We start from the raw sequence: 22,277 nt of genomic DNA, 5'->3' as shown, positions 1-22,277 counted from the left end.
ATGATCTACCAGAGAAGCAGTGCGCTATTTGCTGCGGCGCAAAAAGTAATTCCGGGCGGCGTAAATTCACCAGTTCGCGCTTTCAATGCCGTGGGTGGTGACCCTATATTTGTAAAAGAGGCCAAAGGAGCCTATCTATATGATGAAGATGGCAATCGATTAATCGATTATATCAACTCTTGGGGGCCTATGATTTTAGGGCATGCATATTCCCCGGTGGTGAATGCAGTTATCGAGAAAGCTAAAAAGGGAACCAGTTTTGGGATGCCTACCGAAATTGAAACAGAAATAGCCGAACTCGCGGTCTCTATGGTGCCAAATATCGATAAAATACGATTCGTAAACTCGGGTACCGAAGCCTGTATGAGCGCTGTACGCCTTGCTCGCGGATATACAAAAAAAGACAAAATCATTAAATTTGCCGGATGCTATCATGGGCATAGTGATTCTTTTCTAATCCAGGCAGGTAGTGGCGCAGTAACATTTGGAAGTCCTAATAGCCCAGGGGTAACCCAGGGAACAGCAAAAGATACTTTACTAGCGAACTATAATAATCTGGAACATGTAGCACGTATCGTTCACTCTAACAAAAATGAGATTGCCTGTATTATTGTAGAACCTGTAGCAGGTAATATGGGATGTATTCCCCCTGCCAAAGGGTTTTTAGAAGGATTGCGATCGATATGTGATCAACATCATATCCTATTGATCTTTGATGAGGTAATGACCGGTTTTAGACTGGCCAAAGGAGGAGTGCAGGAATTGCTAGGAGTACATGCAGATATTGTTACATTCGGAAAAGTTATTGGAGGAGGATTACCCGTAGGAGCGTTTGCAGCAAAGAAAGAAATTATGAAGTATCTCGCTCCAGAAGGACCTGTATATCAAGCCGGGACATTAAGTGGTAATCCACTCGCAATGGCTGCGGGATTAGCAATGCTTACCGAATTAAATAAGAATCCCGAAGTTTTTACCAGTCTTACTCAAAAAACTGAATATTTACATAAAGGTATTCAAAAAGCACTTGAGAATCATGATGTTGAACATACTATCAATAGAATTGGGTCTATGATCTCGGTACACTTTGATAAAGATCCCGTTATAGATTTTGATTCGGCTGCCAAAGGGAATAACGATACCTTTAAAAAGTTCTTTCACGGCATGTTAGAACATGGGATTTATATCGCGCCCAGTGCTTTTGAAAGCTGGTTTATTACCGATGCGTTAACATACGATGACCTTGATGAGACTATTGCAGCTGTAGGTAAAGTAGCTGCTACCTTTTAAGATGTTTACTTACAATATAGAACAGCAAGGAAGAGATAGCTTCAGGAGGCTAGCCAGGCCCCCAGCTCTTTTGCTTCCCCATTAGGATATTTTACACCATAAACCTCGGCTTCTATTTCATGAATGTAAGGATATTTTTGCAGGTATTCTTCTCCGCTATAATCACTATAGTCTCCCCGAATGGGCAAAAGAGCAATGTGATCCATATCTTTTTGTGCATGCAATTGTCCTAAAACCCATTTCCCAAGTTTGGATTCGATAGCTGTTTCGGTAGCCAGGAATATAAATTTTTTATTCTCCTTGATTTTTTCCTTAAACGCGAGATGAATTTTTTTCGTGGCCTCGGTGGTATTGGCATATAGGCTTTCCTCTATCCAATCGGCATACACCAATTCATCAAATCCATTTAAAAAATTAATGGCACTATCTAATTCTTCAAGTTCGTCATGTTTGTGAAAAATAAATACAGAAGTCATAATATCCCGTGGTTCTTCTTTAAAAAGTTGAAGACTCTCAGGTATTGATTTTGTATAGATTCTCGCACTATTGCGATATTGTTTAAGTCCGTATTGTGGTAAAATACTCATGATTTGCCTGAAAATTTTCTGCAATATAACGTTTTTAAAAGAGGTTTTGTTGTAAGCTGTTATTGCAATTAAATTATACGCAATAGAATTTAAAAATAGATCAAAAATATGAAGTTGCTACCTGATCATAATAAATCCTTTGATTAGGAAAAGCCATAATGCGCAACCTTTCATTTGTTTCTTCATCTTACTTATAAACATAGCAAATCATGAAGACAAGTAAATTGGTAGTTGCATTAGTACTATTTTTTGGAATTTTAACAGGATGTACTAGCGATGATACGAGTGTACCGAATCCAAAACAAAAAGAGCAAAATGATTCTCTTGAAGAAATGCTGGGTGAACTTATTAAAATTTCAGAAAGTGTGAATTGCGTAAATGCCGATGATTGGACATTTACACCTATCGGAAGCAAAGCTTGTGGTGGTCCCACGGGTTTTTTGGCGTATTCAACGACTATAGATACCTATGATTTTCTGCAGAAAGTTACTACCTACGCGACCGCGATGAATGCTTACAATATCAAGTGGAATATTGTGTCAGACTGTTCTGTTCCTGCAACCCCTGTAGATGTAGCCTGTGTAGATGGCAAGGCAGAACTTGTATATTAGAGGATAATTAAGAAGTCATATCCCGTGTGACATAGGGATCGCCCTACGTCATATCTAGTGATCCGACGTTAGGAGGATTGTATCGAGATGTTTTATGAAAACGGAAAGAATATAAATTCACTATTGAAAGGTTCTCGATGCAATTTTCTTCCATTTTATTACAGAAAACCACTCGAACTGACGGCACGGTATGATTTGCACACGCTACGTCACATCGAGTGATCCGACGATAGGAGGGTTGTATCGAGATGTTTTATGAAAACGAAAAACTATATATTTACCTGATGAAAATTTCTTATGTCTATATATTGAAATGCGCTGATACTTCTTACTACACAGGGGTAACATCTAATCTCAACAAAAGATTAACTCAGCATAAATCAGGATTTTATAGGGATTGTTTTACTTATAGAAGAAGACCTGTGGAACTTGTATTTTATGCAGAATTCACTAGTATTTCGATGGCGATCGATACGGAGAAACAAATTAAAAAATGGTCTAGAGCTAAAAAGCAAGCGTTGATCGATGGGGACTATGACAAACTTCCTAATCTTGCAAAAAAGAATTTCTAACTCTTATTAGTTCTCGATACAATTTTCCTCCATTTTATTACAGAAAATCACTCCAACTGACGGTAGAGTAAGATTTGTAAATGCTACGTCACATCTAGTGATCCGACGGTAGGAGGATTGTATCGAGATGTTTTATGAAAACGGAAAGAATATAAATTACAATATTGAAAGGTTCTCGATACAATTTTCTTCCATTCCATCACATAAAACTACTCGAAGTTACTGTTATATATTATTGATTTATAAGCTCTAATGTAGTTGTATACAAATCAGTACCATTCGCCTTGGCTTTTAACCAGGCATAAAAACTCATCTCAAATATATCTTCCTGTAGTCGGGATGGGATAGTAAGGGTGTTTGCTATTTTAATTTTAAAAGGTTCAGTGGCAATTACTTCAGGCTTTCGGTAATATTGTAACACAAGTTTTAAGAAATCCAGAACACGTAGTTCTCCTTGACTTTTTAGGTAACTACCATGTTTTTTTCTAAAACTATTGGCACGGGATGCTACCAAATCTAGATGGTCAAGCTCGACATGAAGTAAAATTTCAACTAGGTTTTTTTTGATTACCCATAAGATTCCTGCCTTTTCGGTGTACCAATGATCACTATGATAAAAATTGTTGAGCGCGCTCCAAGCTTCTTTAAAGCGGGATTTCATAAAGTAAAAAACAATCAAACCTAGCTTAATGTCCAAAATATATGTGATTTGTTCTTTGTGGTGATCGTCGTCAAAAGTTTCGAGATGATGAATAGCTTGATCGATATATCCCGTATAGGCAAGATTGAAATTGTGTAATAAAGTATATTGAGGGAAAAACCTACGGTAGTATTTATTTTGCATCTTTTCCATTTGCTGCATCATGAGGTCAAGATACTGTTGCGAGGTCTTAAATTTTTTATTCCTGAAATAGGTGTTAGACACATAATATAGGATCTGGATATGATAAAATAAATGTTTATCAACCAGATTTTCTTTAGTACCCATTTGAGTATAAGCATCTTCAACAAAAGGTAAAATAGTAAAATAATTGCGTGTAGCCTGGGCAGCTTTGTTGGCAATGCTCAAAATCTTAAATAAGGATCTATAAGTAAGGTCTTGGGAGATCGAGATTCCGAATTTTGACAGAGCTTCTTTAATTACGACTCCGTAATCGCTGCGCTGTTTTGTAAGTTCATTTTGTACGCTCGCATAAAAAAGGTTGAGGTTTTCTTCTTGCTGTATAGCGTCTTTATTGTTTTTAAAATCTGTAATGAGCTCATCGAGTACTAGTGTAGCATTCTTGTGTGCATATTGTATTTTGGTATAGTAGATTTCGTTGAGAATTGTAAAGAAATCGTAGCTTTTTGCTTTGTATTCTGCTTTTCGCAATGTTTTAAAGCCAATTTTGTATTGTTTTTGTTCAAAAAAGATTCTGCTGGCGAGTAGAAGTTTCATAATGTCCATCTCTTCAGAAGTTTCACCTTCAAAACTTTTTGAGGCTATAAAATCAATGAGACTATCATGTAATCTTTTACTGAGCGCATGCAACGCTGCTCTGGCAGGTTTTCCATAGAGTTGAATATCAAGATCCTGTATACGTTCTTTGGTGTCTAAAAGCTTAAATAACTGAATGTTTTTGGTGTCGTTTCTTTTGTTTTTTTGACGTAACAATCCAATAAAGTTTCGTTTTTCTTCAGAAGAAAGTGTACCAATAATGGAAGAGGTAGTATTCATTATATCGTAAGTTTTTTATAATATAATCAAAATTTGTATAGTACAGGCTATCAATACCCCAAACAAGTTGACTGCAGGGTAAGATTTATGCACTACCTCACATCGAGTGATCCGACGGTAGGAGGGTTGTATCGAGATATATTATAAAACAAAACAGCCAAAATTTACACTAATTATATCGTAAGTTTTTATCAAAAATTGAGTTTACTACTTCATAAGATCGTTGCACATTTGTACTGTTAAATCATCAAAATTAAATAAGTATGGATTATCAATTTAGCAACGATGTATCTGTAGATACAAAAGACAAAAAGGAAAAGAAACAACCAAAGGTATATGATCAAAAGCCAACACCGGCTTTTATATCAGCTTCATGGTCGGCTCTATTTATCGGTATGATATCCTATTGTATTGGATTATGGAACGCCGACATGCTGCTGAATGAGAAAGGATATTATTTTACAATCTTATTATTTGGATTGTTCTCTGCAGTATCTGTTCAAAAAAGTGTTAGGGATCGATTAGAGGGGATTCCGGTTACCGAAATCTACTATGGGATTAGTTGGTTTACCACACTAACCTCTATTTTACTACTTATTATCGGGTTATGGAATGCAGATCTCGAGCTTAGTGAAAAAGGATTTTATGGAATGTCTTTTACGCTAAGTCTGTTCGCAGCTATTGCCGTGCAAAAAAACACTAGAGATAAAAAGTATATAGACGATAGCAATAAGTAATCAAAAGAAGGAGTCGGGTCAATTTGATATGTTTATTAAATTGATTTTGGGGTAGGCTCTTTGTTTTGATGATCAGAAAAGATGGTCGTATTCTTATGACCATCTTTTTATTGGCACCATCAAAGGGTATCATACCCCAAGGTAGTTTGCTTTTTAAATAAAATCAATAGTGTAAACTCACAAACGAATACTCTCCTGACTTAGCTTAGCATACAAGATTTGAATATGCTCAACAGTAGATACAACAACTTAACCCTATATGGTATTGTACTCAATACTTGGTACTAACTACTCTGTACTGCTAATTGTTTACCAGGCTTCTTCAATTTTGATTCGCTTATCATTTTGATAAGAGGCAATAAACGCATTTCTAAAACCCATTTTAATAAGTTCTCTGCGAAATTTCTTGGCTTCATTCAACGTTTCAAAATTTCCAATGGCGTATTTGTTAAATCCCTCTTTCTTAATTTCTCTAAAATTGACAAAGTTTTCAGAATATAACGACAAATTTCTCTCTTCAAAAGCACCAATTTGAACGGCATATACGATCTGATCATTAAGCGAACCGCTACTTTCTGCTGTATTGCCATCTACTTCCTGATTCATAGAAAGGTTTTGAACCGTCTCTTCCAATTCACTAACCTTCGTATTTAGCTTTGCTACTTGTGCCTTATGATCCTTTTGTGAAATCATGTTTGCCGGAGTATTAAAGTTCATGAAATAAATTGTACCTGCTACTCCCAACAATGCAACGATACCTAGAATAATCGTTGCGATCTTAAATTTATTAGCATTTTCTTTTTCATCTCTAACGGCTTTTTCTCGCATGTAATTTGAGGAACGTTGTGCCTCTTCGGCTTTCTCTATTTGATTCTTGAAATCCTGTAATTCTTCGTCTGTAATAAAAGGCATGGTCGTTTGATTTTATACATTCAAATATAGGAATTCTTGAAAAACTGAACGCTACGAAAGCTTTTATTCAGTAACCGCAGCATATACATCATTTTGATGAATTGGTTAACAGCAACCTCGTTCAACATTCAGGAGGTACTTTTTAAGAGTATACAATACATAAATTAAGATTTATTTAATTAGTGCGTAACATGTATTTATTGAAGTGAAAATACCTTTATGTCTTATTAATTTCACACAACAATGGATAGAAGAAAATTTTTTGAAAAATCACTTTTAGCAACCGGCGGACTGCTACTGGCACCTATATATATTAGTTGCACTAATGATGACGATAGTTTACCCATAGTGCCTACTGATCTTAGGAGAACTAATTTTTTAGAGGGTGTAGCGAGTTTTGATCCAACTGCCAGTCGGGTTATTATCTGGACTAGGTATACTGTAGAGGCCAAAGAGTCTCCCTTAGAAGGTATAGTGCTTAATTGGCAAGTCGCAACCGATGCTGCTTTTGATAACATAGTTCGCAATGGTACCGCTCTGGCTACTGCCGAACATGATTATACGGTAGCCGTAGATGTGCAGGAGTTGGATAGCAATAGTACATGGTATTATCGTTTTTTCAATATAGCATCGAATACAGTTTCTGTAATAGGAGAAACTATTACATTACCAGCAGCTGCAGATAACGTGGCCGATGTAAAATTAGCAGTATGTTCTTGTGCAAATTACGCCGCTGGTCTTTTTAATGTGTATGATGCCATGGCTAATTCTGATGCAGATGTTATTGTTCACCTTGGCGATTATATCTACGAATACGGTGAAGGGGAATACGGTACGAATGAAAATACAGTAGCGTTAGGAAGGGTACACAAACCTAAAAATGAAATTGTAAGCCTGCAGGAGTATCGAGAACGTTATAAACAATACCGAAGTGATAAACAATTACAGTTAGCGCACCAAAAGAAACCGTTTATTTGCGTCTGGGATGACCATGAAATTACGAATGATGCTTATAGTGAAGGTGCAGAGAATCACCAGAGTGATGAGGGTTCTTACGAAGCAAGAAAAAAGACAGCTATACAGGTGTACAGCGAATTTTTACCCATTCGATCATCAGATCCTGCAAAGATATATAGATCTTTTAATTTTGGATCGATGTTGAGCTTACACATGCTGGATACCAGAATTATAGGTAGGGATAGGCAATTATCGTATAATGATTTTTTTAATTTTTCTACAGGTGAGTTGGATAGTGAAGCTTTTCAGGCAGCTCTTTTAGACTCTGGCAGAACGTTATTAGGTGCTGAGCAATTGAATTGGTTGTCTGGTGTAATTTCTTCAAGCACTACAACTTGGCAAGTACTAGGGCAACAGGTATTGATGGGCAAAATGTTTATTCCTTCAGAAGTTTTAATTATTTTAGGGCAGGTTGTTGCAGAAGTAAGCGCCACGGGATCTGTTTCTGCTGAGACTGCGTTTGCATTTCAGAATTCACTATCACAATTAACAGCTATTAAAACGAGACTGATAGCAGGCGATGAGTCCCTTACAACCGAAGAGATTACAAGGATTCGAACCGTACTGCCTTACAATTTGGATGCCTGGGATGGTTATTTTGCAGAAAGAGAGCAGATTTTTACTGCTTTGGCTGATAAGAAAATGGTTTGCCTTGCCGGCGATACACACAATGCATGGCATAGTATTCTTAGAAATTTACAGGGAAATGAAATTGGAGTGGAATTCGCAACCTCTTCTGTAACTTCTCCGGGATTTGAAAATTTTGCAGGTTTACAAGATGATCAAATTCCTGGATTTGAAGCTGCATTAGCTACGCTAATAGATGAGCTACAGTATACCGATGCTTCCAGGAGAGGGTATTTAAAAGTGACATTTACCAAGGGTAACGCTACCGCACAATGGAGCTTTATCGATACTATAGCGCAAAACAATTATTTAGAAACCGTAGGTCATACCTTCTCTTATAGCTAAAAGCTATATGATAAAGAAGCTTTTGAAAAAAACATAACCATATAGGCGTATTCAAAACATGTCAAAATGAATAAAGCTTTCCATAGCACTTTTTTCTTTGTCAAAAGAAAGTGGTATTACTCCTGACAAGCAGAAAGTGCTTTGCAAAATTGAAGTAAGCTATCTTGCGTATTTTTAAATTCATTTTTACTGGCACGCTCGGCAAGATTTACGCATTCACCTGCGTATTTCACTAGCTTTTTTCTTAAGTCAAATATAAATTCTGAACTGAGCGTCGAGGTACCTATCTCACTCTCTGGAGTTTTGAGTATAAGTTCTTTATTGTCATATAGAAACAAGCTGATTTGATCAGATTTATGAATGATTTTAACAAATTTGGGAGTAGTTTTTCCATTTGTAGCTTCTTTGAAGGTAACCGTTGTATAGATATCACCGTTTCCTAAAGCTAATGTTTTGCTGTTTTCGGCATCAAAAGGAGTGGTTCTTACGGCGCCGTTTTCATCCTGTACCTGAAGCGCTACTTGATATCCGATTTCAGTAATTGCGGGTTTCGTGATCTGTGCCGCAATCGTATCATTCGCTGCCGTAATTAAGTAAGCAATAATATGATCTTCTGGTTTTTCTATTTCTTCTACAGTAGTTTCATCATCAAACGGAGTCTCCGTAAGATTTGTAAGATCTTCTGTAAAAATATCAAAATGTCTAGATGATGTTTGATTAATCTCGAATTTCTCTTGTAATAGATCGGCTTTTTTGAGCCACGCTCTACCTTCACTTGCATTAAAATCATTCGTTATCATTTTTAACGCATATTCTCTGGCTTTACCTGGATTATCAAAGAAATAATAGATTTTAGAAATATTGGAATAACTGGCATGGCGCAATTTTCGTTCTTTGCGTTTGGTACTAGTATAGTTTTGAGCGATTTTATCAAATGAGGCAATAATAGGTTGAGCCCTAAGAAAAAGAGCCGATATAGGTGCTTTATAATACATTCTATCAAAGATGTTCTTTAACTCTTCATAGGCTTTTTGATGAGTGCTATACTCGGGATGTTTTTTTGAGCTTACTATTAAAAAGGTTTCATTGTTGCTTTCAGAAGGGATGTATCCATAGGTACTATTGAGGTAGTTACGTATTCGTCTAATGATACGAACCCATTGCTCTGATCGATACCTTTTTTTAATAGTACTATTGTTGTTATAGTAATACTTCTTTGCTTCTTCAGCAGTACTAAATGTATTGCTTCTTAATGTATTGTTTTCAGAAAAAGATTTTTCTACCGCTTCGGCTGTAAGTGAATTACTTATTTGAATAGTAGCATTAGAGTTATAATCGACCAGAATCCTATATAAATAGTATGATGAGGTTATTGTGCCATTGTCGTCCTTTTTCTCTATAAGCTCTCTTTGAATCTCATATTCTCCCGCAGATATACCTTGATAGTCCAAAGTGATATCAAGGGTTGCTCCCGAGTTAACTTTAGAAAAACCTCTTAAAAAAATATACTTTGAATTTGTAGTATATGTTCTTCTGCTATCATCTAAAACGGGTTGCGAGGGTAGCTTAATATATGAAGTTTTGAAAGGTTTATTGGCTAAGTTTGTACTTTGACCGATAGATAAACCCCAACAAAATAGAGCGATAATACAAAATAATTTTTCATTCATACTTTATGGCGTTGATAAAGGGCATACGCACAATGTTTAAAGTAACGCTACCAATAACCCGGCTTCAGTCTTATCTACTTTGGCCAACTTGTTTTTGGTAAGTCCTTTGATTGTTTTGTCCCATTTCTTATTACTTAACCCCGACTTTGATTTTAATTCATTGAGATCAATAGGAGATGAATTTTTTAAAATGTCGAAAACAGCTTTTTCTTCGTCACTAAGCGCGATGGCTTTTTTCTCTGGTCGCATCTGAGGAAAAAATAAAACTTCTTGTATGGATTGATTATCTGTTAGATACATGATTAATCTATCCATGCCAATTCCCATTCCCGATGTAGGAGGCATTCCATACGCTAACGCACGTAAAAAATCCTGGTCGATAAACATGGCTTCGTCATCGCCTTTCTCGGCTAGTTTGAGTTGTTCTTCAAAACGTTCACGTTGATCGATGGGATCATTTAATTCTGAATATGCATTGGCAATCTCTTTCCCACAAACCATCAATTCAAAACGTTCTGTTAGTTCGGGATGATCTCTGTGTTCTTTGCACAATGGGCTCATTTCTTTAGGATAATCGGTTATAAAGGTAGGTTGTATATAATTGCCTTCACACTTTTCACCAAAAATCTCGTCGATAAGTTTTCCTTTACCCATAGTGTCGTCGACCTCAATACCCATATCTTTAGCTGCATGACGAATTTCATCTTCAGTCTTTCCGGTAATATCAAAACCCGTAAAATGTTTAATTGAGTCTGCCATGGTTATCCTGGGATAAGGCGCTTTAAAATCAATCGTATTTCCATCAAAAGTAGCTTCTGTTGTTCCATTAACTGCAATGGCACAATGCTCTAGCAACTGTTCACAAAAATCCATCATCCAATTATAGTCTTTGTACGCCACATAAATCTCCATAGCCGTAAATTCGGGATTGTGAGTGCGATCCATACCTTCATTTCTGAAGTTTTTAGAGAATTCGTACACGCCATCAAAACCACCTACTATTAATCGTTTAAGATATAACTCATTAGCGATTCGCATGTATAATGGAATATCTAAAGAATTGTGATGGGTTATAAAAGGTCGGGCTGCTGCACCACCTGGGATAGGTTGTAAGATCGGAGTTTCTACTTCGAAATAACCACGGTCATTAAAAAACTCGCGCATTGCGTTAAAAAGCTTGGTCCTTTTAATAAAGACATTTTTTACATTAGGATTTACCACCAAGTCGGCATATCGTTGCCTGTAACGTAATTCGGGATCATTAAACTCGTCATAGGTATTCCCTTCTTTATCTGTTTTAGGTAGAGGGAGCGGTTTCAAAGCTTTGCTTAACAGCACAAAATCTTTAACCATCACCGTTTTTTCACCTACCTGAGTGGTGAAAAGTTCGCCTTCTATACCAATAAAATCTCCTATGTCTAAGAGTTTTTTATAGATTTCATTGTATTTTGTTTTGTCTTCGCTTTGGCAGATTTCATCTCTATTAAAATAAACTTGTATACGGCCTTTAGCATCTTGTACCTCTGCAAACGACGCTTTACCTTGTATCCTTCTAGACATCAGTCTACCCGCTATAACCACCTGTTTGCCTTCTTCAAATTCATGTTTAATTTTTTCTGAAGTATGATCAACTGGGTACAGCGCCGCTGGATACGGATTTATCCCCAAGCTGCGTAATGTGTTTAATTTTTCTCTTCTAACAAGTTCTTGTTCCGATAGTTGCATAAATCTGCCTTTTTAAGCCTGCAAAGATACAAACTATGGTCTAATCTTTCAATCCTAATTTTTACGAAAGACTTGTTAGCAAGAGTTCAACGCTATAGGATCATTAATAACTTAATCAATGTAAGATAAAGGGGCTTATTATAGCTAAACCAGTTCTTTTTATTAAGCTATAATCTTTATGCTACCTGAATTGGTTACACGTAAAAATCTTGTAACAAAACTAACTTTGCATAGTCTAATTAGTCAGTAATTAAATCGTAACTTTGTAATTGATCAAAATGAGTATTTGGAGAGTTGTATTGGCTATATTTTTTCCACCTTTGTCCGTTATAGATAAAGGATGTGGATCATTGCTTATCGTATTATTATTAACACTCTGTGGTTGGGTTCCGGGAGTTATTGCCGCATTAGTCATTATAAATAATCCAAATAGTTAAACCTGGATTATGCAGTATACCATCCCCGCCTGCCATTTTATTTAAAAAAAGGCGAGCAGGTATTACGACTTAACATACCTTCAAAAATAAACGCTGTGCTGTATTTTTCAATGTCACCGTAGCGATGCTGGAAAGAAATTGAGAAAACACCTTTTTTATTGGAATTTCAAGCCTTATTACGAAATTCTAATACATAATCTGGGTTAAACTATTGTATTTGAACAATAAATATGAATAAAAACATTGAAGTTAGAGAGTTAGGCAATAAAGACTTTAAAGAAACCTGGTCATATCAGGAACAACTATTTCAGGAAATCTTGAACACCAAAATCAAAAACCGTAGAGAAGCTGCCGGATTAAAAACTTCGAATTATTTTTTGTTTGTAGAACACCCACATGTATATACCCTTGGTAAAAGTGGGGATATGAGCAATCTTTTATTGTCTGATAAGCAACTAAAAGAAAAAAACGCAACATTTTACAAGATCAATCGAGGAGGCGATATCACCTATCACGGACCAGGACAAATCGTTGGGTATCCTATTTTAGATTTGGATAATTTTTTTACCGATATACATAAATATCTTCGACTTTTAGAAGAAATGGTCATTCTCACGCTAGCCGAATACGGTATCAAGGGCACAAGAAGTGAAGGTGAAACAGGAGTTTGGCTTGATGTAAATACTCCATTTGCTCGAAAAATTTGCGCTATGGGAGTTCGTGCAAGTCGTTGGGTAACTATGCATGGATTTGCTTTAAATGTAAACGCAGATTTAGGATATTTTGATCATATTATACCTTGTGGAATAAAAGGGAAAGCAGTGACTTCATTACATGTTGAATTGGGTCTGGACAGGGTAGATACAAATGAAGTTAAAAATAAATTATTAAAGCATTTCAAAGCCTTGTTTGAAGCAAAACTTATACTAAAATGAATGAACTCATTTGACTTATTTTTAGAGTTATTTTAGTAGCATCTTAAATTGAAATTGGTTTTATACTTTATATGATTTCATAGTCCGTTATTATACCCAAAATTCAACTAAGAAGTCATCCTGAATTCATTTCAGGATCTCATCAAGTTTAGTTTAAGTAAATTAAGATAAGAAGCTGAAACAAGCCTGTGCTGAACTCGTTTCAGTATTCAGCTTGACGCAAACCGTTTAGGTTAAATTACGGATATTCATATTATATAATTTTATAAATAACAGAAATTTTGCTCAACATTTCTATGGATATTGCCGGAGGGTTCAATGCCCTCGAGATTTTGCCTCCGAGGTGGTTTACTAATTTATCTGATAGATAAGTAAACCATCTTCTTCTCCTTGCACTACAAATTCTAATTTGTCATCTTTATCCATATTACCAAGACGCAATACAGAATTACCATACACCGGAAAATTTGGAAATAGCTCTGCATTACTGTCATACAAATACACTTTGTTGGACTGTATGTCGGTGATCGTTATGTAAATTTTATTATTAATATAGTACAGTTTAGGTGCCGTATACACCCCGTAATCAAGTGCTAACGTTCTTCCTTTAATGGATAGTTTGTTTTCAGACAGGATAACCCGTGTTTTATTAGTAGCTACTAAGAGATTATCTTTATTTCCGTTTAAGGGCTGCATGGCAACACCACCATTCTCATCGATTTGTATCAGTTTACCATCTTTGGTAAGCGACGTAAACTTATCCTGGTATTGGTACCATTCATTTTTAGAAAAATCGATTTTGTTCTTCACTGCAACGCGGGTTCTTCCTAATCGGTCAAGAATACGTAAGGTTCCATTTTCTTGAGGTATGACTATATAATCTTTCGTGCCTATTCTGATATGTTTAGGAGGTAAAATAAGATCACTTTCAGTTTTTTTAAATTCAAATCCAGATACGATTTTACCTTTAGCATCAAACATTTGTATCTGGTTACCTTGAGTAATAACGATGCGATATCTTTTGCTTTTGTCATAATCGAATAACGCTAGAGGCTGGGTGATTGTTTTTTCAAACTTCTTAGGGTAGGGCGCTACATCTTTTCCGTCGCGGTCGACAAGGTAAAGCGTATTAGAAGTTGTAAAAAGTAGTTGATACCTTCCGTTTTTATAAATATCTATTTGTTGTATGTCTCCCAGGATTTCTCCATCGATTTTTTTCTTCCAAAAAATAGCTCCTTTATCTGAAATCAGGTACAAGTTATTTTTAATATCCTGAACAACAATATCCATTCCTTTGGTGCGATGATTTTTAACGAGAATGGGTGGGGTAAGTAACTTTTCTTCAAGTGTTGTAGAAGCAACTTGTGTTACTGAAGTCGCAGCTCCTTTGGCAATAGTTTTTTGTAGAACACCATGGATATGCGCAAAGTCATTTTCTTTAATAACCTGCAATACCGTGATGGGATACCCTTTAGTCTTAAGTGTATTCCACTGTTTGGTATATTTGCTATCGACATGATCTGTAATATAGTCTTTTAAGAACGACAGGCTGCCTGCAACAAGGATAGAAGAATTATCGGATAGGCCTTTAACAGCATCTTTATAATAGTTTTGTTGATGCATCAGCGTTTGATTTTGAATATTGGCAATAATATCTTTTAAGACGTTTACAGAAGTTCCTAAAACAATAAATTCTTCATAGGCGAAGTAATACTTAGCTTCGAACTCTTTGACTAAGGGATTCAAAATTTGCGAAAAAGCATCAGTATTTTGATAAGAATGAATAGCAATACCTCGATAGGTGTTTATTTTATTTCCTCCCAAGCTTTTGGCAGCGGTCTCTGCATCCAAACACGTTAAATATAAAGCATCTTCTTTTTCCATAAAGGCAAAACCAAACTCAGATACACCTGATAAAATTTCATCCAGGTCATTAGGGATATCCTCTAGCGCTCTATCTTGGGCCATAGCCAGGTTTTTCTTTATTACCTCAAAGTCATCATATGTAAATGAAATAAATCCTTTTGCAGTAACAGGTACTACTCTTGCAATTTTATTTTCTTGAGCAATGGTATTATCAAATATCCCAATGGTGCTATGTAAAGAGTCTTTTTCTATAGCAATTCCATCCACCCGAATAGAATTTTGATCAATAGAGGCATCTAAAGCTGCCCATCCACTAAAATTATCCAAATGCTTTGAAGTGGCTTCAGGGAGTAGAGAATGATAAACATTAGTTAACTTTTTTCCATTGATAAGAATAGACAATGGATTATCTGTGCCCGCAACGTCAAATACCTTTTGCAAGCCTGGTGCTATAGGTAAAGGATTGGCTTGAATGCGTATTGCATTTTCAATAAGAAGTTGAGAAGAAGAAGCTACCAATATACTATCAGAACGAGTAGCGTAGAATGTTTTTCCTTTTGCGGTTACTTTGAAAATCGTTTTATTTGAATAATCGATAGTTTCTACATTTTCGGTAACTGCTCCATCCACATTGAGCGTTGCGGGATCAAATTTTGAAATATAAGTGTAGTCAAAATCATTCTTTCCTCGCGGAGAAAAACAAAGAACCCCTTCTTTTTTAGAGGTCTCATTAAGCACCGATACCTTTTTAAAGTAATCGAAAAAAGCAATATCTGCAGTATTCTTGATAAAGCTATTATCCCGAAGTTTCCCAGAGGCTTCTTCTAAGTCATTTATTTTGATTACAACCTGCGAATCGATTGGGATATGGTCGATTAAAGCATTAGACTCTTCGGTATCCTGGGTACAAGAAATGGTGATACATACCAAAAGATATAGAAGTAGGTGTCTCATGACTTGGGTACGTTTTGTGTGTTTCGGCTTAGTGTCCAAATTTAAAATTTTTGGCTTTCTGGTTTGCAAAATATAAAGTCTGTATGAAAAGCCGAAATATAATTACGATATATTAGCTTTTTTTGTTGATAATTAAGTTTGATCAATAGCATTCTAGCTACGCTCTGCCTTAGGTTTAGCAAATAGACACAAAAGACTTTCAGGATTAAGATCCAAGACAAAAGGATAATCTAGTTTCTTGATTCCCAAAGCGAAGCGGCCTTGATTCTAATACGCTGATAGCACTACCTAGGATAAGCTATTTCATTCTACACTTTAATAAACGTAACTTTTTTGAAACGAGTTTCTGTCCTTATTTATTTTAGAAAATAGAAATAAATAATTTTAAAAATTTTAATGGTACCGCCAAAGGGTATAATGCCCTAAGGTAGTTTACTTTACTATTATAAACGTAACGTAAGCTGATTAGGCAGTAATCTGAAACTCTTTCTGTGATATTTCGTAATACCATGTTTACGAATAGCTTCACGATGTTCTTTAGTAGGATATCCTTTATTTTTTTTCCAATTGTACATTGGGTATTCTTCATGAATACGTTCCATATATTCGTCCCTATATGTTTTTGCCAAAACTGAAGCTGCTGCAATATTTAAGTACTTTCCATCTCCTTTTATAATACAGGTATGTGGGATACTTTGATAGGGTTTAAATTTGTTCCCGTCGACAATAATATGCTCTGGTTGGGGTTTTAATTGTTGAATAGACTGCTGCATGGCAAGAATAGATGCGTTCAATATATTGATCTCATCGATCTTTTCCATAAAAATATGTGTAACACCATAGGCTATAGCGCAGTCTTCTAATAAAGGTTTTAAGTGTTTTCTTTTGATTTCTGTAAGCTGTTTAGAATCATTTAAAATGATGTTGCTAAAATCGGAAGGAAGAATAATAGCAGCCGCAGTAACTGGTCCGGCCAAACAACCTCGACCAGCTTCGTCGGTTCCGCATTCTAATAGATTGGGATGTAGTTGTAATGTTAGCATATTGCGAATATACAGTAAGGATAAAATTACAAAAAACAATTTTGCAGAATAGATAAAAACTTTATCCGGGTGAAACCAAACAAACCATAAGTATCATGTACTTTCGTTTAAAAAAAAGTATATTTTTGCCTCAGTTTAGCATGTTAATGAAAAAAATTCTGATAATTTTAGTTGCACTTCTTTCAAGTTCTTTACTAAGAGCTCAGGTAGGAAATCCAGAGGAGACAGGAACCCAATCCAAAGGCCCTGAGAGAAAGTTTGCTCCCAAAGAAAAAAGGGATAAACCGCCCATTAGCGATTATAAGATCATTACCGTGCAAAACGATACTACTTATGTCGATACCACACTTACGTTACAAAAAGATTATAAGTTTAACTACCTTCGTAGAGATGATTTTGAATTGCAGCCCATTCATAATGTAGGGCAATCCTATAATAGTCTGGTCAAGCAAGAAGAAAGAGATCGGTTACTCCCTCTATTTGGAGCACGAGCAAGACATTTTAATTTTATGGAAGTAGAAGATATTAATTATTATCACGTCCCTACACCATTAACAGAATTGTATTTTAGAACAACCTTCGAACAGGGGCAACAACTTGATGCTTTTTTTACGGTAAATACATCACCGCGACTCAATCTGTCTTTAGCATACAAAGGAGTGCGTTCTCTGGGTAAGTATCAACATGCATTAACCAGTACAGGTAATTTTAGAAGTACATTAAATTACACAACAAAAAATAATAGATATCGTATAAAATCTCATTTTGTTTCACAAGACCTGCTTAATGAAGAAAACGGAGGTCTATCAAATCAGGGTTTAGAACAATATTTGGCGTTAGGTGCATTTTCAAGTGACCAGGCACAAGAGGATTTTCAGGATCGTGGCGCTATTTCGGTAAATTTTGAAAATGCCGAAAATATTCTCCTGGGGAAACGGTTTTATTTAGATCATGAATTTGCAGTACTACATCAAACAGATAGTACAGATACTACAGAGTTAACTGTGGGGCATATTCTGGATCTTAGCGATAAATCATATCGTTTTGATCAAACCCAACCTAATGATCTTTTTGGGCAGTCCTACGAATCTACTGCTGTTGCAGACGATGTTGCTTTAGAAGATTTTAGCAACCAGGTATTCCTGGAATTTAAAAATAAATGGTTAGGCAAGATTAAAATTATAGGAAGCAGTTCTAATTACAATTATGGCTATAATACAATTTTAAGTCAGATCGATGCCGAAGGCAATCCAATTAATATCGTTAATCGTCTAAAAGGAGAAATATATGCCATTGGGGGAGCATATCAGAACACCTATAAAGGGTTTCAGTTGTTCGCCGATGGGATGTCTATAGTATCAGGCGAATTCGAAGGAAATTACGTAAACGCCGGAGCCGGCTTTAGCCTAAATGATCGCTATCAACTGCATGCCAAAATAAGTACAAGTTCTGTGGCGCCAAACTATAATTTCTTATTATATCAAAGTGACTACATAAATTACAATTGGCAAAACAATTTTGAAAATGTAGCAACTCAAAAAGTTCAAGTTCGTTTAAAAGCGACAAAAATTGCAGATATTGAAGCCAGCTATTCTACAATAGATAATTTCACATATTTTACTAAAGATGCAGATTCGATAACTGTGCCCAGGCAAGCTTCAGAAAGTATTAATCTTTTAAAAGTTAAGCTCGTTCAGGGAGTCAAATGGTGGAAGTTAGGTCTAGAAAATACGATAATGTACCAAAGTGTAAGCGGTGGTAATCAAATCTACAATGTACCAGAAATTATTACTAGAAATAGCTTGTATTTTGAAGATTACTGGTTTAAAAATAATGCTCTTTTTCTACAAACCGGGGTTACGCTAAAATATTTTAGTGCTTATAACGCCGATGGCTACGATCCTGTGCTGGCCGAGTTCTACACTCAAAACGAGCAAGAAATAGGAGGGTTTCCTCAAATTGATATTTTCTTCAATGCTAAAGTGAAACAAACTCGGGTTTATTTCAAGGTTGAAAACTTCGGAGAGGCCTTTGGTTCTAATAATGAATTCTCGGCCCCAAGGTATGCAACACGAGACGCGGTAATACGTTTTGGCTTGGTTTGGAACTTCTTTTTATAATACCAACTTAGTATAACATTTAGGGCACCCGGGCAGGCTATCCGTTGCAATTCCTCTTCGCTTTAGGCGAATGCGGGATTTTCACTACTATCCTTGGTGCATTTTTAAGATTTAGATGTATCTTTAGACAAGTCATTACAAATAATACCAAATCTACTATAAAATGGCATAAAAGATGCAAAGTTGCTTTTTCTCTTTCGAAACCGTAAAATTATTGCATAGCTACGGAATTATTTTTCAACGAAGTAGGAGGGAAAATGAACAAGGAGATTTGTGCTATCTTATGGTAGATTTAGTATAATATCCTTAGCGACTCTTATATGTTTTACAACGAACAGAAAAGTTTAAAATAGGAACGTCAAGATGATTTCAATATCTATAGAGTGTAGCTTATGAATACTGATAAAAAAAGAAATGTTTCCATTGTAGGGTCAACGTCATTTACAGGAATACGATTAGAAGAGCCGGCAGATTATGCAGCTGGTGTTCCTGCTGTAAAAGTAGCTTTGCAACACGCCTTCAAAGAAATGGGAATGACAAAATCAATGACTGGGCTGGTAAAAATGAATCAAAAAGATGGCTTCGATTGTCCCAGTTGCGCATGGCCAGATCCTAAAGAAAGATCCAAAATTGCAGAGTATTGTGAGAATGGAGCCAAAGCACTAGCAGATGAAGCTACTAACAAAACAATAGATCACCATTTTTTTGAAAAATATTCAGTCGAAGAAATCTCTCAATGGTCAGATTATACAATCGGTCAAAAAGGACGCTTGATCGAACCTCTAATACTCAGACCCGGGAGTATACATTATGAACCTATTTCTTGGGAGCAAGCCTTTGCCACAATTGCTAAGCAATTACACAAGTTAAAATCACCCGATGAAGCAATTTTCTATACCTCTGGAAGATCAAGCAACGAAGCGGCCTTTTTATACGGACTCTTCTCAAGAGCCTTCGGCACCAATAACATGCCCGATTGCTCAAATATGTGCCATGAATCCAGTGGTGTTGCTTTAAACGAAACCTTAGGTATCGGTAAAGGCTCGGTAAAACTAGAAGATTTCTATGAGGCTGAGGTCGTGATGATCCTAGGTCAAAATCCTGGAACAAACCACCCTAGAATGTTATCTGCGCTAGAAAAATGCAAACAAAATGGTGGGACTGTAATAAGTATTAATCCCTTAAAAGAAGCAGGACTTGTTCGATTTAAAAATCCGCAATCAGCCAAGGGGGTACTTCTTTCGGGAACCTCGATTTCAGATCACCATCTTCAGGTAAAAATTAATCAGGATATCCCTTTATTAAAGTTAATCATAAAAAAACTCTTACAACTAAATCAAAATGACACGTCTGTATTTGATCATGATTTTATTCAGAAATATACTCAAGGATATGAGGCTTTAGTAAAGGATGTAGATCAGTACTCAAATGATCAATTGTTATCCCTTTGCGGAGTTAAGGAAGAACAGATAGATAAAGTCGTCGAAATTTTAGCAAAAAAGAATAAAATAATTATTTGTTGGGCCATGGGATTGACCCAGCATAAAAATGGTGTTGAAAATATAAAAGAATGCGTTAATCTTTTATTATTAAAAGGAAGTTTAGGAAAACCTGGAGCAGGCACTTGTCCGGTTAGAGGGCATAGTAATGTTCAGGGTGACAGAACTGTAGGGATTATGCATTTTGTATCAAAAGAGTTAAATAAAGCTATAAAGAATACATTCGGATTTACACCTCCAGATAAAGAGGGTTATGATACCGTACATGCTATGAAAGCAATGCACGATGGTCATGCAAAAGTCTTTATGAGTCTGGGGGGCAATTTTTTATCGGCTGCATCAGATACCAAATATACCGCAAAGGCTATTTCTCAATGTGAGCTTACTGTTCATATTAGTACCAAGTTGAACAGGTCTCATTTAATCACCGGCAAAACGGCTATTATCCTACCTACATTGGGAAGGTCTGAACATGATCACAAAAACAATAAGGCTAGATATTTTACTGTAGAGAATAGTATGGGTAAAGTTCATCGCTCAAAAGGTATATTGCCTCCCGTTTCTGATAACTTACTAAGTGAACCAGAAATAATAGGAAATATCGCCACGTCTTATTTTGGATCAGAACACCCTGTAGATTGGACATCGCTTAGTACAGATTACGAGTTTATGAGAGAGAAAATGGCCAAAGTGATAAATGGGTTTAAAGATGTAAACGAAAAATCAAAAAACCATGGCTTCTACTTACCCAATAATGTTCGAGAATTAGATTTTAGCAAACTTCCTGATAAAAAAGCTCAATTTAGTATTTGTGGTTTGCCAAATCACAACGTTAACGATAAACAGTTTATGTTAATGACTATTCGTTCGCATGATCAATTTAACACAACTATTTACGGTTTAAACGATCGGTATAGAGGTATTTATAACGAGAGAAGAGTGGTGTTGATGAATAAGAACGATATGAAAGAGCTTCAGTTAGAAGAACTCGATGTTGTTAATTTAATTAGTGTGTACGATGATATAGAAAGAAAGGCTTCCAATTTCTTGATAATCTCATATAATATACCTGAAGGAAACCTGGCATCATATTTTCCTGAAACAAATATTTTAGTCCCCTATAATCATTTTGCAGACAAAAGTAATACCCCAATTAGCAAATCTGTAATTGTTCATTTAGAAAAAGTTGCAAAAATCTAAAGGAATTTGAAAATTTCTCTCTCTGTAACCTCAAGGTTATAAGAGTATTAAGGGTGTGTTAAAAAAAAGGTGCTAAATTCCATTGTGGATTAAAAAAAGGGTTTTAGTTTTGCGATCTCTTTTACGGGATTTGTTTTTTGAATTTTTGTTGTTTTTTTTTGGTTTTGAGATGGTTTTAGAAAAAACTCAAAAAAAGTTTTGGTGGTTAAAAAAGGGGTTGTATATTTGCACCCGCTTTGAGAGACAAGCGACGTTCATAGGAAGGGTTAGATGGGATTTTTACTTTTAGTGATAGGGGTAAATTAGGGTTCGACTCCCTGGGTAATAGCAAAGAGAGTTTAGTATCATTATTAAGAGTGGTGATACGGGCTTTACGAGTTCATTGATATATTGATTGACAGCGCGTATAGATTGCT

16 protein-coding genes are annotated in these 22,277 nt (G+C 35.8%); 9 read left to right on the top strand and 7 right to left on the bottom strand.

The genetic code is table 11. The features are described 5' to 3' along the window. On the top strand, positions 1–1,287 hold the full coding sequence (hemL, locus tag J8281_RS05080; protein ID WP_210196525.1) for a glutamate-1-semialdehyde 2,1-aminomutase: 1,287 nt from the start codon (positions 1–3) through the stop codon (positions 1,285–1,287). A gap of 41 nt (positions 1,288–1,328) precedes the next feature. On the opposite strand, the gene J8281_RS05075 is transcribed toward hemL, so the two are convergent. Further along, a complete protein-coding gene (locus tag J8281_RS05075; RefSeq protein ID WP_210196524.1) occupies positions 1,329–1,874 on the bottom strand; it encodes a hypothetical protein in 546 nt (181 codons plus the stop codon). 209 nt (positions 1,875–2,083) lie between these two features. Here J8281_RS05075 and J8281_RS05070 point away from each other — a divergent pair, with 209 nt between their 5' ends. Together J8281_RS05070 and J8281_RS05065 are read left to right on the top strand one after the other, a co-directional pair. Then, the gene (locus J8281_RS05070; protein ID WP_210196523.1) at positions 2,084–2,485 is read left to right on the top strand and encodes a hypothetical protein; all 402 of its coding nucleotides are present in this window, start codon (positions 2,084–2,086) and stop codon (positions 2,483–2,485) included. 284 nt (positions 2,486–2,769) lie between these two features. Further along, positions 2,770–3,057 carry a GIY-YIG nuclease family protein gene (locus tag J8281_RS05065; RefSeq protein ID WP_210196522.1) on the top strand — a complete coding sequence of 96 codons (288 nt, stop codon included), beginning with the start codon at positions 2,770–2,772 and terminating at the stop codon, positions 3,055–3,057. Between the two features lie 232 nt (positions 3,058–3,289). Here J8281_RS05065 and J8281_RS05060 read toward each other — a convergent pair whose 3' ends face one another. Continuing rightward, complete coding sequence (locus tag J8281_RS05060) at positions 3,290–4,774, bottom strand: hypothetical protein (protein WP_210196521.1); 1,485 nt, start codon at positions 4,772–4,774, stop codon at positions 3,290–3,292. A 263-nt stretch (positions 4,775–5,037) separates the two neighbouring features. On the opposite strand from J8281_RS05060, the gene yiaA reads away from it, so the two are divergent. Beyond that, positions 5,038–5,511 (top strand): inner membrane protein YiaA, encoded by a 474-nt coding sequence (yiaA, locus tag J8281_RS05055; protein WP_210196520.1) that lies wholly within the window; start codon positions 5,038–5,040, stop codon positions 5,509–5,511. Positions 5,512–5,820: 309 nt separating this feature from the next. On the opposite strand, the gene J8281_RS05050 is transcribed toward yiaA, so the two are convergent. Then, positions 5,821–6,423, bottom strand: coding sequence for an SPOR domain-containing protein (locus J8281_RS05050; protein ID WP_210196519.1), 603 nt, complete (start codon positions 6,421–6,423; stop codon positions 5,821–5,823). Between the two features lie 243 nt (positions 6,424–6,666). Here J8281_RS05050 and J8281_RS05045 point away from each other — a divergent pair, with 243 nt between their 5' ends. Beyond that, positions 6,667–8,412, top strand: a complete 1,746-nt coding sequence (locus J8281_RS05045; RefSeq protein WP_210196518.1) for an alkaline phosphatase — start codon at positions 6,667–6,669, stop codon at positions 8,410–8,412. Between the two features lie 116 nt (positions 8,413–8,528). On the opposite strand, the gene J8281_RS05040 is transcribed toward J8281_RS05045, so the two are convergent. Beyond that, the gene (locus tag J8281_RS05040; RefSeq protein WP_210196517.1) at positions 8,529–10,082 is read right to left on the bottom strand and encodes a hypothetical protein; all 1,554 of its coding nucleotides are present in this window, start codon (positions 10,080–10,082) and stop codon (positions 8,529–8,531) included. Positions 10,083–10,118: 36 nt separating this feature from the next. Continuing rightward, complete coding sequence (lysS, locus tag J8281_RS05035; RefSeq protein WP_210196516.1) at positions 10,119–11,807, bottom strand: lysine--tRNA ligase; 1,689 nt, start codon at positions 11,805–11,807, stop codon at positions 10,119–10,121. 278 nt (positions 11,808–12,085) lie between these two features. On the opposite strand from lysS, the gene J8281_RS05030 reads away from it, so the two are divergent. Together J8281_RS05030 and lipB are read left to right on the top strand one after the other, a co-directional pair. Further along, the gene (locus tag J8281_RS05030; protein WP_210196515.1) at positions 12,086–12,244 is read left to right on the top strand and encodes a YqaE/Pmp3 family membrane protein; all 159 of its coding nucleotides are present in this window, start codon (positions 12,086–12,088) and stop codon (positions 12,242–12,244) included. 230 nt (positions 12,245–12,474) lie between these two features. Continuing rightward, positions 12,475–13,179 carry a lipoyl(octanoyl) transferase LipB gene (gene lipB / locus J8281_RS05025; protein WP_210196514.1) on the top strand — a complete coding sequence of 235 codons (705 nt, stop codon included), beginning with the start codon at positions 12,475–12,477 and terminating at the stop codon, positions 13,177–13,179. A gap of 351 nt (positions 13,180–13,530) precedes the next feature. On the opposite strand, the gene J8281_RS05020 is transcribed toward lipB, so the two are convergent. Together J8281_RS05020 and J8281_RS05015 are read right to left on the bottom strand one after the other, a co-directional pair. Further along, a complete protein-coding gene (locus tag J8281_RS05020; RefSeq protein WP_210196513.1) occupies positions 13,531–15,999 on the bottom strand; it encodes a hypothetical protein in 2,469 nt (822 codons plus the stop codon). Positions 16,000–16,442: 443 nt separating this feature from the next. Beyond that, positions 16,443–17,042, bottom strand: a complete 600-nt coding sequence (locus tag J8281_RS05015) for a ribonuclease HII (RefSeq protein WP_210196512.1) — start codon at positions 17,040–17,042, stop codon at positions 16,443–16,445. Between the two features lie 146 nt (positions 17,043–17,188). Between J8281_RS05015 and J8281_RS05010 the strand changes: the two genes are divergently transcribed. Together J8281_RS05010 and J8281_RS05005 are read left to right on the top strand one after the other, a co-directional pair. Next, positions 17,189–19,162: a putative porin gene (locus J8281_RS05010; RefSeq protein WP_210196511.1), complete on the top strand. Its 1,974-nt coding sequence runs from the start codon at positions 17,189–17,191 to the stop codon at positions 19,160–19,162. 392 nt (positions 19,163–19,554) lie between these two features. Continuing rightward, positions 19,555–21,861 (top strand): FdhF/YdeP family oxidoreductase, encoded by a 2,307-nt coding sequence (locus J8281_RS05005; RefSeq protein ID WP_210196510.1) that lies wholly within the window; start codon positions 19,555–19,557, stop codon positions 21,859–21,861. Positions 21,862–22,277: the final 416 nt, after the last annotated feature.

It is taken from the genome of Aquimarina sp. U1-2, assembly GCF_017897595.1.
Classification (GTDB): domain Bacteria; phylum Bacteroidota; class Bacteroidia; order Flavobacteriales; family Flavobacteriaceae; genus Aquimarina.
Note: the sequence above shows the minus strand (reverse complement) of the source record. Positions and strands in the feature narration are given on the sequence as shown.

Bases quoted from the DNA above. Each gene is read 5' to 3' on its own strand.
- J8281_RS05060 (WP_210196521.1), bottom strand. From the start codon at position 4,774: ATGAATACTACCTCTTCCATTATTGGTACACTTTCTTCTGAAGAAAAA.
- lipB (WP_210196514.1), top strand. From the start codon at position 12,475: ATGAATAAAAACATTGAAGTTAGAGAGTTAGGCAATAAAGACTTTAAA.
- J8281_RS05070 (WP_210196523.1), top strand. From the start codon at position 2,084: ATGAAGACAAGTAAATTGGTAGTTGCATTAGTACTATTTTTTGGAATT.
- J8281_RS05045 (WP_210196518.1), top strand. From the start codon at position 6,667: ATGGATAGAAGAAAATTTTTTGAAAAATCACTTTTAGCAACCGGCGGA.
- J8281_RS05010 (WP_210196511.1), top strand. From the start codon at position 17,189: ATGAAAAAAATTCTGATAATTTTAGTTGCACTTCTTTCAAGTTCTTTA.
- J8281_RS05030 (WP_210196515.1), top strand. From the start codon at position 12,086: ATGAGTATTTGGAGAGTTGTATTGGCTATATTTTTTCCACCTTTGTCC.
- J8281_RS05065 (WP_210196522.1), top strand. From the start codon at position 2,770: ATGAAAATTTCTTATGTCTATATATTGAAATGCGCTGATACTTCTTAC.
- hemL (WP_210196525.1), top strand. From the start codon at position 1: ATGATCTACCAGAGAAGCAGTGCGCTATTTGCTGCGGCGCAAAAAGTA.
- lysS (WP_210196516.1), bottom strand. From the start codon at position 11,807: ATGCAACTATCGGAACAAGAACTTGTTAGAAGAGAAAAATTAAACACA.
- J8281_RS05075 (WP_210196524.1), bottom strand. From the start codon at position 1,874: ATGAGTATTTTACCACAATACGGACTTAAACAATATCGCAATAGTGCG.
- J8281_RS05005 (WP_210196510.1), top strand. From the start codon at position 19,555: ATGAATACTGATAAAAAAAGAAATGTTTCCATTGTAGGGTCAACGTCA.
- J8281_RS05020 (WP_210196513.1), bottom strand. From the start codon at position 15,999: ATGAGACACCTACTTCTATATCTTTTGGTATGTATCACCATTTCTTGT.
- J8281_RS05050 (WP_210196519.1), bottom strand. From the start codon at position 6,423: ATGCCTTTTATTACAGACGAAGAATTACAGGATTTCAAGAATCAAATA.
- J8281_RS05040 (WP_210196517.1), bottom strand. From the start codon at position 10,082: ATGAATGAAAAATTATTTTGTATTATCGCTCTATTTTGTTGGGGTTTA.
- J8281_RS05015 (WP_210196512.1), bottom strand. From the start codon at position 17,042: ATGCTAACATTACAACTACATCCCAATCTATTAGAATGCGGAACCGAC.
- yiaA (WP_210196520.1), top strand. From the start codon at position 5,038: ATGGATTATCAATTTAGCAACGATGTATCTGTAGATACAAAAGACAAA.